This is a genomic window from Intestinibacillus massiliensis (assembly GCF_900155735.1).
In the GTDB taxonomy this organism is placed as follows: Bacteria; Bacillota; Clostridia; order Oscillospirales; family Butyricicoccaceae; genus Intestinibacillus; species Intestinibacillus massiliensis.
Genome location: NZ_LT707029.1, coordinates 20,685 through 29,018, shown reverse-complemented (window position 1 = coordinate 29,018; position 8,334 = coordinate 20,685). Strand labels below are relative to the sequence as shown.

Sequence of the window (8,334 nt, the reverse complement as noted above, 5' to 3'; positions counted from 1 at the left end):
GGTCACGTGGATACACCCGCGCGGGCGGTTCTGCATAGTGGAGTATACGCACACGGACGGGCGGCAACTGCGGGAATGCTTTGGGCTGACCCGGGACGGGCTGTTCTTTGCGGAAGACCGCGTGCGGATGCTGCGGGATGGGGTGTGACGAATGAGCAGACCGAAGCATAAACCGGCATATCGCGATGCCTGTGAATTGTTGCCAATCGATTATGGAGATTGCCCCCATAGTGCGAAAGGTTGGCCGTGCAGCACAGATTGTCCCGCGCTTCCGGATATGGGGCTGTGCATGGTGGATTTCCTACACGGCTGCTTTGTGGACTGGATACATGACCCGTCGGTTGGCTTCTACGGTGTGACAGATGGCGAGGCTGCGCTTGCCAATGCTATTATGAACGCACTCACCCATTCATAGGCAAAAGCGGATTTAGCAGACAAATAATCCCCGGCGCTATCCGGGGAACCAACAAACCATAGAGGCACCGGTATAATGAGCGCTCGCCTCTCAGACGTGGGAGGGAACTATGGTAACAGCTGAAAAATTAAAAGAGATGCAGGGATACAGCCCGGAGTTTAAACACCATCTTTCGGTATCGAAAATCTACCAGGCGTGTTTGAAAACAGGCTATAAAATCGCCGTATCCTTTTCGGGCGGGAAGGACAGCACTGTACTGCTCGATATCACGGCGCGGGTTTGGTCTAAGAACCGTAAGGATCATGGGGATATCCCGCTGACGGTCGTCTACGCCAATACAAGCAATGAGTTTAGCGGCATGGAGGTATTCGTCCGGCAGTATTGCGCCTATATCGGGCAGAAACACGGGATCGGTATTGACCTGCATGTTGTGCGTGGAGAGCAGACCTATTACGACGTGCTGCGCACGGAGGGGTATCCGGTTGCCAGCAAAAAGACCGCCCGGAAGGTGCGCGAGGTACGGTCATGGCTGCAGGAATCCGGCGTGCAATGGGATGATATCAAAGGCCGCCTGAAAGATGGGATACAGTCGGCCAATATGCTCCGCGCGATGGGCGCGCCGGATACGATCGTACTCGACCTGACGGGGATTAAGAGCGACAACAAGGTTTCAACGTACAACAAGCTGGCGCTAAAGTGGAGGCCGCTGATCACAGCCCCGTTCAAGGTGTCGGAAAAATGCTGCGATATCCTCAAAAAGGCACCGATCAAAATAATCGAACGTGAACTCGGCCTCAGCCCTGTGATCGCCGAAATGGCTTCCGACAGCGAGACGCGTAAACAGTCGTATTTGAAAACGGGCTGCAATGCCTTCAAGGGCAACCACGTGAAATCAAAACCAATGGGCTTCTGGCTGGAACAGGACGTGCTTTGGTATATCGACAGGTATAAGCTGCCGACAGCGCCAATGTATGGCGACCTGGTGCGGCAAGCGGACGGTACGCTAAAGTTTAGCGGTGAGCAGCGGACAGGCTGTAAGCTGTGCCTGTTTGGGTGCCAGTTCGACCCGGAACGGTTGGAGCGCCTTAAGGGGATGGAGCCGCAGACGATAGATTTCGCTTTGCGGGGCTTGGAGCAGGGCGGGCTTGGATACCGGGAGGTCGTCGAGTATATCAATGAGAATTGCAAATGCAAAATGAAGATATGACATCCGGCCAGGAGCCGGGGGAGGGATGATAATGGATAGCCACAAGCCAGCACAGGCGAAGAACGACCAAGGCAAGCCCCGCCCAACGCTGATCCCATTGCAAGCTATCTGGGCGCTGACGGCTGTCCGTGAATACGGGGCACAGAAATATCACGACCCGAAAAACTGGCGCAAGGTGGAGCCGCAGCGCTATCGGGACGCTTGTTACCGACACTGGCTGAAATACCTGGACGGCGAACGGCTAGACGAAGAAAGCGGCCTGCCGCACCTGTGGCACGTGCTTTGCAACCTGGCCTTCCTGGTAGCCCTGGAATGGGTAGATGATTTGAGGGGGTCAAAGGTTGCACGGAAGCTGTTGGGGATGGAGGATGGCACATGACCGCGAAAGAATGGCTGATGCGGGCACGCAAACAGGAAGAGCGGATCATAGCGCTGCAAGGCAGCAAGCAGCGTGCCTATGACCGTGCTGTATCGACCACAGCGCGCCCGCGTGAGGTTTGCGTAATATCCGGAGGGAAGGCAGCGCCGGACGAGAAGAACGCCGCCTACATAGAGCTGTGCGAGGAAATTGACCGGCAGATCGACGAGCTGAACCGGATACGCGCGGAAATACTGCATGTGATCCGAGGGGTACAGGATTCCACCCTTGCAACCCTGTTGATCGAGTATTACATCAACAGCAAGACGTGGGAACAGGTGGCGGTGGCGATTCATTATAGCTATTCTGATACGGTGCAAAAAAAGCATCCGAAAGCGTTACGAACAATTGAGCAGATTGTAAAGGTGAATAAAAAATAATACATAGACATGTGCTATTATGATATTGAGCAAAGCCCCGAAGGGGTGAACTCAAACGCCGATCCATCCCCTCCTTTCTATACCGCCCTTCGGGGCGGATATCACCCGGTTGCCTGCATGAGGGCGAAGGGTGGAACGGGCTTGCAGGTAAGCCGTAAACCTGCGCATACCCCGAAAGGGGTACATGGCCGGCGGCAGGTGCAAGAGCCGCGCTGGTCACCAGAGCCGGGGTAGTAGTCCGGCGGTACGTTAGAATATGTTTTTCGATTAGGCAGTCTCGTGAGGGGCTGTCTTTTCATTTGCATCATTTGTGCAATCGGATGATGGATTGCAGGATTTGTGCAATAAAAAAAGCCGGGGATTATTCCCCGGCCTCGTCTTTGCAGTATTCCGCGATAAATCGCTTGATTTCAGTTGTAGGTGTGGTGCCGTTGGCAGCGCATTTGGCCTTGAATGCTTCCAGCACATCGGGTTTCAGGTCAAGGGGGAAGCGGACATACGTCTTGCGGTTGTATGCGGCCTGCCGGGCGTATTTACTTTTTCCGTCCATACTGAACCCCCTCGATAATATCCCATATCAGCACAACTACGGAAAGTAACATTGCAATAACGGCCAGCGCGTTAAAGCCGTTTTTTACGGATAACGCAAGATTGGATAGAAAGATACAGAGCAGCGCGACGGACTTAATATACTTGACCATATGAATGCGAATAGGGTATACTGTTTAAGAGTAGGGGAGGTTTCCCTCCCCGCTCCCTTAGCCCTTAAGCATTGTGTAGATCGCTGAAACAATTCCGGTAATGAGTGCCAACCATTCGAGGAGTTCTTTCAAACGCTTCTTCCGTTGCTTTTGGGCTTTTTTTCGTCCCATTCGCTTACCTCCTTTCTATGTTCTTATTATAGCATTTGTACACGTACGTGTCAACGGGCATTCGGGGAAAAGTTCAGAAAATTATAAATGTTTTTAACCGTCTGCGGATTCCGTGGGCGGTTTTATTATGCAGAAAGGTGGTGGGGGATATCACCAAGAAACAATTACGGTTTATTGAGGAATACCTCATTGACCTAAATATGACACAGGCGGCGATCCGGGCGGGGTACTCTCCGGACAGCGCCGGGAATATCGGCCATGAACTGATGAAGAAACCGGAAATCCGCGCGCGCGTCGATAAAGCCATGGCTGAAAGGTCAAAACGTGTAGGTATCAATGCAGACCGGGTGTTGCGGGAACTTGGCCGCCTGGCCTTTGTAAACCCGCGGAATGTGATAGACTTCCAGACAGCTGAGGTGAGGGAAGGCGCGGGGGAAGATGACATCGCCGCGATCGCCGGGATGCGGGTCAAGTACGTGCCGCATAAGGGCGTGGACGACAGCGGCGCGCCGGTGGTCGATACCGCAATAGAGCGTGAAGTGAAGCTGTGTGACAAGCTGAAAGCGCTGGAACTGTGCGGTAAGCATCTAGGCATGTTTGAGAAGGGCGCGGACAATGACGCGCTGGAAAAGCTGGATAAGATTCTGGAGGGTATCGACCGTGCAGCTCAGCCCTAAACAAAAGGAATACTGGACGCACGCGACGCACCGCTGGAATGTCAAGGAGGGTGCGACGCGTTCGGGCAAGACCTACCTGGATTATTACATGATCCCGCGACGCATCCGGGCTTGCCATAACGGTGGGTTAATCGTGCTGCTGGGCAACACGCAAGGTACGCTGCGCCGCAACCTGCTTGACCCCATGCGTGAGATATGGACGGAGCGCCTTGTCGGCTCGACGATCAGCGACAACACCGTGCAGCTTTTCGGCAAGACGGCCTATGTGCTGGGTGCGGATAAGGTCAATCAGGTGTCCAAAATCCAGGGCGCGGGCATCGAGTATTGTTATGGCGATGAGGTGACGACTTGGCACGAGGATGTATTCTCCATGCTCAAGAGCCGTTTGTCGTATCCGAACAGTACCTTTGACGGGACGTGCAACCCGGATGCGCCCACACACTGGTTTCTGGACTTCCTCAAGGGCGGCAGCGACATCTACAGGCAGAGTTACACGCTGGACGACAACCCTTTCCTCGACCCGCGTGTCGCCGCCGAGATCAGGCGTGACTATGGCGGCACGGTCTACTATGACCGCTTTGTGCAGGGGCGCTGGGTGCGTGCGGAGGGGCTTGTCTATCCGGCATTCAACGCGGATCAGCACATTGCCCACGAGCTGCCGGACAGTGGGCTGTGGTATATCTCAGTGGACTATGGCACTATGAACCCGTTTTCGGCGGGGCTGTGGTGTGTGACACCAGAACGGGCGGTTCGCGTGGCCGAATATTACTACGATGGGCGCAAGGAAAAGCGGCAGAAGACCGACGAGGAATATTACGCCGCGCTGGAAAAGCTTGCGGGTGACCGGGTGATCCAGGACATCGTGGCCGACCCCTCGGCGGCGTCGTTCATTGAAACCGTCCGGAGGCATGGCCGGTACCGCGTGCAGAAAGCGAATAACAGCGTGCTGGATGGCATCCGCCATACGGCGCGCTTGCTGGCCTCCGGGCGCGTGCAGGTGATGGAAGGGTGCGCGGACATTATCCGCGAGTTCGGCGCGTACGCCTGGGATGATAAGGCGGGCGAGGATAAAGTCATCAAAGAGAACGACCATGCAATGGACGATATGCGGTATTTCTGCATGTCCATCCTGCGCGGCGTCTATAGGTGGTAAGTATGATACAAAGGTTTATGGTTTGGATAAGGCAGGTGTTGACAAGGGTGTTGCAAAAGCTGGATATCAAACAGGCGGTGGGGCTTGACGTCGCGGTCAGCCCGGAAATGGCGGACGAAATCGGCTTGTGGGAAAAGCTGTACCGCAATGAGCCGCCGTGGAAATCCGATACGGTGATCCCCCTTGGGCTGCCGGCTGCGGTGGCTGGCGAACTGGCGCGGCTTACGACGCTGGAGCTTAAGACCCAGGTCAGCGGGAGCGCGCGTGCGGATTGGCTGGACAGCCAGCGCGCGCCGTTTATCGCGATGCTGCAGGCGAAGGTCGAGCAGGGCTGTGCGCTAGGTGGTATGGCGTTTAAACCATATCCCGCCGGGGAAGGGCTGGCGATTGACTGCACGCCCGCAGACCGCTTTTTCCCGACGGGGTTCGACGGCACCGGCCATGTCACGGGCGGCGTATTCGTCGACCAGTTCACAAGGGGAAAGCAGTATTACACACGCTTTGAAACGCACAGCCTGGGCACGGACGGGATATACACGATACGCAATACGGCGTATATGTCCAATACCCCCGCGTCGCTCGGCGTGCCTGTCCCGCTCGGTTCGGTACCCGCATGGTCGGAACTCGACGAGGAGGTAACGCTTGCGAATATCAAGAAGCCGTTGTTCGGCTACTTCCGTGTGCCTTTGGCGAACAACATCGACCGGGGAAGCCCGCTGGGCGTTTCGGTCTATGCGCGCGCGGTGCCACTCTTCCAGCAGGCCGACGAGCAGTGGGAGCGGCTAATCTGGGAGTTCCGGGCGTCAGAACTTGCAGTAGACGTTTCGTCCCGTGCGTTCCGGATAGACACTAATACCGGCAGGCCGGACATCCCGAAGGGCTACAGGCGGTTTTTCCGGGCGCTGGATATCGGCGGCGACGACAAGCCGCTTTACAATGTGTTTTCCCCGCAAATCCGCGAAGACCCGCTGTATAAGGGCTTCCAGGACATCCTACGGCGCATTGAATTTCAGTGTGGGCTTGCCTATGGCACGTTATCAGACCCGCAGACGGTGGAAAAGACAGCCGAAGAGGTCAAGACCAGCAAACAGCGGTCGTATTCCACGGTGTCCTCGCTGCAGGCGGCATTGCAGGTAGCGTTGGACGACCTGACCTATGCAATGGACGTTTGGGCGACGGTCGCAAGGCTGGCACCGGCGGGCAAATATGAAACGTCGTACACATGGGATGACAGCATCGTAACCGACAGCGACAAGGAGTTCGCACAGCGTATGCAGCTTTGTGCCGCTGGCGCATTGCGGCCTGAACTGGTCATAGCATGGTATTTCGGCCTTCCACATGAAACCCCGGAAGACCTGCAGTCCATACGGGAAAGGTATATGCCGGATATGGAAGCAATAGTGGGCGGTGGGGAATAATGCTCCTGCCAGAGCAAATCAATTTCTTACGTGACAAGTCGGAACAAATTGTAGCCCCTATCATAGACTTTTTAATCCAGGACATAGGGCGGCGCATTCAGGAGGCCGGGCAGCTTACCAGCACTGCAGCTTATCAGATGTGGCAGGCGCAGCAGCTTGGCATATCCCAACGAGCCGTTAAAAAGCACTTGCGGCAACAACTCAAGGTATCGCACAAGGAACTCCGCAAGCTGCTTACACAGGCGGCTGAGGTCGGATATAATTTTGATATACGCAACCTCCCGTATGTACAGGCGCTACCATTTGAGCGCAATCCGGTAATGCAGCAACTAGCCCAAACGGCGGTTGAACTGGCGCAGGACGATTTAACGAACTTGACGCAAACCCTTGGCATGGTCGACCCATACGGAAGGGCTTTGCCGTTGCGGGACGTATACCGCAGCGCTACAGACTTTGCTTTCAAACAGGTATTTACTGGCGCGACGGATTATACGTCTGCTATCCGCCAGGCAACTGCTAATCTGGCTAAATACGGTATCCGTGTAATCGACTATGAGAGCGGCACGCATACCAGTATGGAGGCGGCAATCCGGCGGAATATCATGGGTGGCATGGGGCTAATGCAGGAGCAGATAAGCCAGCATAACCACGACAGCCTTGGAGCCAATGGATGGGAGATATCCGCACACGCAGCGTCCGCACCCGACCATGAACCCATACAGGGTAGGCAATATACGGATGCACAATATAAAGCCCTCAATAATAGCCTTGCCCGCCGGATCGGGACGCTGAATTGTGGACATGCGGCTTTTCCGATCATATTGGGTGTAAGCAAGCCGATGTACAGCGAACAACAGCTGCGGCAATTCCAGGAGGATAATGCGAGTGGCATTGACTACGAAGGCCGTCACTACTCGATGTACGAGGCCACACAGCAACAGCGCAAGATTGAGCGGGAGATACGGGCGCAGAAAAGGCGTATACAGCTTGCGGATGCTACAGGCGATAAAGACCGCCGTTTAACGGCGCAAATCAGGCTGGCACGCCTGAATGAAGAATATAGCCGCTTTTCAAAGGCGGCGGGGCTGCGCACCCAACGCGAACGGGCGCAGGTTGCCGGGTTCGGGAGAAAGAAACCCGAGCAGGCCAGCGCTGTTGTTGCAGCGGGCAAAGCGCATTTGAATGCGGTACTCAAAAATGATATAATAGGGAAAACAAGCGGATATACATCCGCCCAGTACGTGCGGATGCTTGAAAACGCAACAAGTATTACCCTTGGGAAAGGGGTTTCATCATTGCCGCTAACAGGTGCAATCAACACGGTTGTTGACCTGAGGCGTATGGATGGGACTGTTAAGCAGCGGCGGGTGTATGGCTATGACGGCAAGCCTATTCTTGACTACGATACAGATGACCACGGGAAACCGAAGTACCATCCGACCGGGGCGCACAAACATCTATATGACCATGCAAAAAAGAACTCTCGCGGCAAGCCGGAAGCCCTGAGTAAAAGGGATCTGGAATTAAACGCAGATATTATCAAGGAAGGGGAGAATTATCATGCGCCAAAAACTGATTAGCTTAATTGAAGCCGGATCGGATATTGAATTTTCTTACAATGGCATGATGTATACGATCCTACCTTGGACGGATGATGGCATTACAATAGGCGCACAAGGTGTGGATAACGACGCTACGTTCCCGGATGCCGCCGCCTTGTTGCAAGGATACCGGATTGACGGGATGCCGTTGGAAGATGTGTTGGATTCCATTCATCTTCAATTTACAGGTTAA

At 54.8% G+C, this 8,334-nt stretch carries 9 protein-coding genes; 8 read left to right on the top strand and 1 reads right to left on the bottom strand.

The genetic code is table 11. The features are described from left to right. The first annotated feature begins 524 nt into the window (after positions 1–524). Genes CZ203_RS00415 through CZ203_RS00405 form a run of 3 tightly spaced genes read left to right on the top strand, consistent with a single transcriptional unit; the run spans position 525 to position 2,420 of the window. Positions 525–1,622, top strand: a complete 1,098-nt coding sequence (locus CZ203_RS00415) for a phosphoadenosine phosphosulfate reductase domain-containing protein (protein ID WP_087064161.1) — start codon at positions 525–527, stop codon at positions 1,620–1,622. Between the two features lie 31 nt (positions 1,623–1,653). Then, on the top strand, positions 1,654–2,001 hold the full coding sequence (locus CZ203_RS00410; RefSeq protein ID WP_087064160.1) for a dATP/dGTP diphosphohydrolase domain-containing protein: 348 nt from the start codon (positions 1,654–1,656) through the stop codon (positions 1,999–2,001). Beyond that, positions 1,998–2,420, top strand: a complete 423-nt coding sequence (locus tag CZ203_RS00405) for a hypothetical protein (protein WP_087064159.1) — start codon at positions 1,998–2,000, stop codon at positions 2,418–2,420. Before CZ203_RS00410 ends, CZ203_RS00405 begins: the two co-directional genes overlap by 4 nt. A 361-nt stretch (positions 2,421–2,781) precedes the next feature. Here CZ203_RS00405 and CZ203_RS00400 read toward each other — a convergent pair whose 3' ends face one another. Beyond that, positions 2,782–2,970, bottom strand: coding sequence for a hypothetical protein (locus CZ203_RS00400; RefSeq protein WP_087064158.1), 189 nt, complete (start codon positions 2,968–2,970; stop codon positions 2,782–2,784). Between the two features lie 462 nt (positions 2,971–3,432). On the opposite strand from CZ203_RS00400, the gene CZ203_RS00395 reads away from it, so the two are divergent. The 5 genes from CZ203_RS00395 to CZ203_RS00375 are packed head-to-tail and all read left to right on the top strand — an operon-like array spanning position 3,433 to position 8,334. Next, positions 3,433–3,969 (top strand): terminase small subunit, encoded by a 537-nt coding sequence (locus CZ203_RS00395; protein WP_235847416.1) that lies wholly within the window; start codon positions 3,433–3,435, stop codon positions 3,967–3,969. Beyond that, positions 3,908–5,122, top strand: a complete 1,215-nt coding sequence (locus tag CZ203_RS00390; protein ID WP_143436024.1) for a PBSX family phage terminase large subunit — start codon at positions 3,908–3,910, stop codon at positions 5,120–5,122. Before CZ203_RS00395 ends, CZ203_RS00390 begins: the two co-directional genes overlap by 62 nt. 2 nt (positions 5,123–5,124) lie before the next feature. Then, a complete protein-coding gene (locus CZ203_RS00385; protein ID WP_143436022.1) occupies positions 5,125–6,540 on the top strand; it encodes a phage portal protein in 1,416 nt (471 codons plus the stop codon). Continuing rightward, entirely contained in the window at positions 6,540–8,120 is a 1,581-nt protein-coding gene (locus CZ203_RS00380; RefSeq protein WP_087064155.1) for a phage minor capsid protein, read from the top strand. The genes CZ203_RS00385 and CZ203_RS00380 overlap by 1 nt, the downstream gene beginning before the upstream one ends. Then, positions 8,101–8,334, top strand: a complete 234-nt coding sequence (locus CZ203_RS00375) for a hypothetical protein (RefSeq protein WP_087064154.1) — start codon at positions 8,101–8,103, stop codon at positions 8,332–8,334. Before CZ203_RS00380 ends, CZ203_RS00375 begins: the two co-directional genes overlap by 20 nt.

What these genes read in the sequence shown, in the direction of transcription:
- CZ203_RS00410 (WP_087064160.1), top strand. Translation starts at nt 1,654, where the DNA reads ATGGATAGCCACAAGCCAGCACAGGCGAAGAACGACCAAGGCAAGCCC.
- CZ203_RS00405 (WP_087064159.1), top strand. Translation starts at nt 1,998, where the DNA reads ATGACCGCGAAAGAATGGCTGATGCGGGCACGCAAACAGGAAGAGCGG.
- CZ203_RS00380 (WP_087064155.1), top strand. Translation starts at nt 6,540, where the DNA reads ATGCTCCTGCCAGAGCAAATCAATTTCTTACGTGACAAGTCGGAACAA.
- CZ203_RS00390 (WP_143436024.1), top strand. Translation starts at nt 3,908, where the DNA reads ATGACGCGCTGGAAAAGCTGGATAAGATTCTGGAGGGTATCGACCGTG.
- CZ203_RS00385 (WP_143436022.1), top strand. Translation starts at nt 5,125, where the DNA reads ATGATACAAAGGTTTATGGTTTGGATAAGGCAGGTGTTGACAAGGGTG.
- CZ203_RS00375 (WP_087064154.1), top strand. Translation starts at nt 8,101, where the DNA reads ATGCGCCAAAAACTGATTAGCTTAATTGAAGCCGGATCGGATATTGAA.
- CZ203_RS00415 (WP_087064161.1), top strand. Translation starts at nt 525, where the DNA reads ATGGTAACAGCTGAAAAATTAAAAGAGATGCAGGGATACAGCCCGGAG.
- CZ203_RS00400 (WP_087064158.1), bottom strand. Translation starts at nt 2,970, where the DNA reads ATGGACGGAAAAAGTAAATACGCCCGGCAGGCCGCATACAACCGCAAG.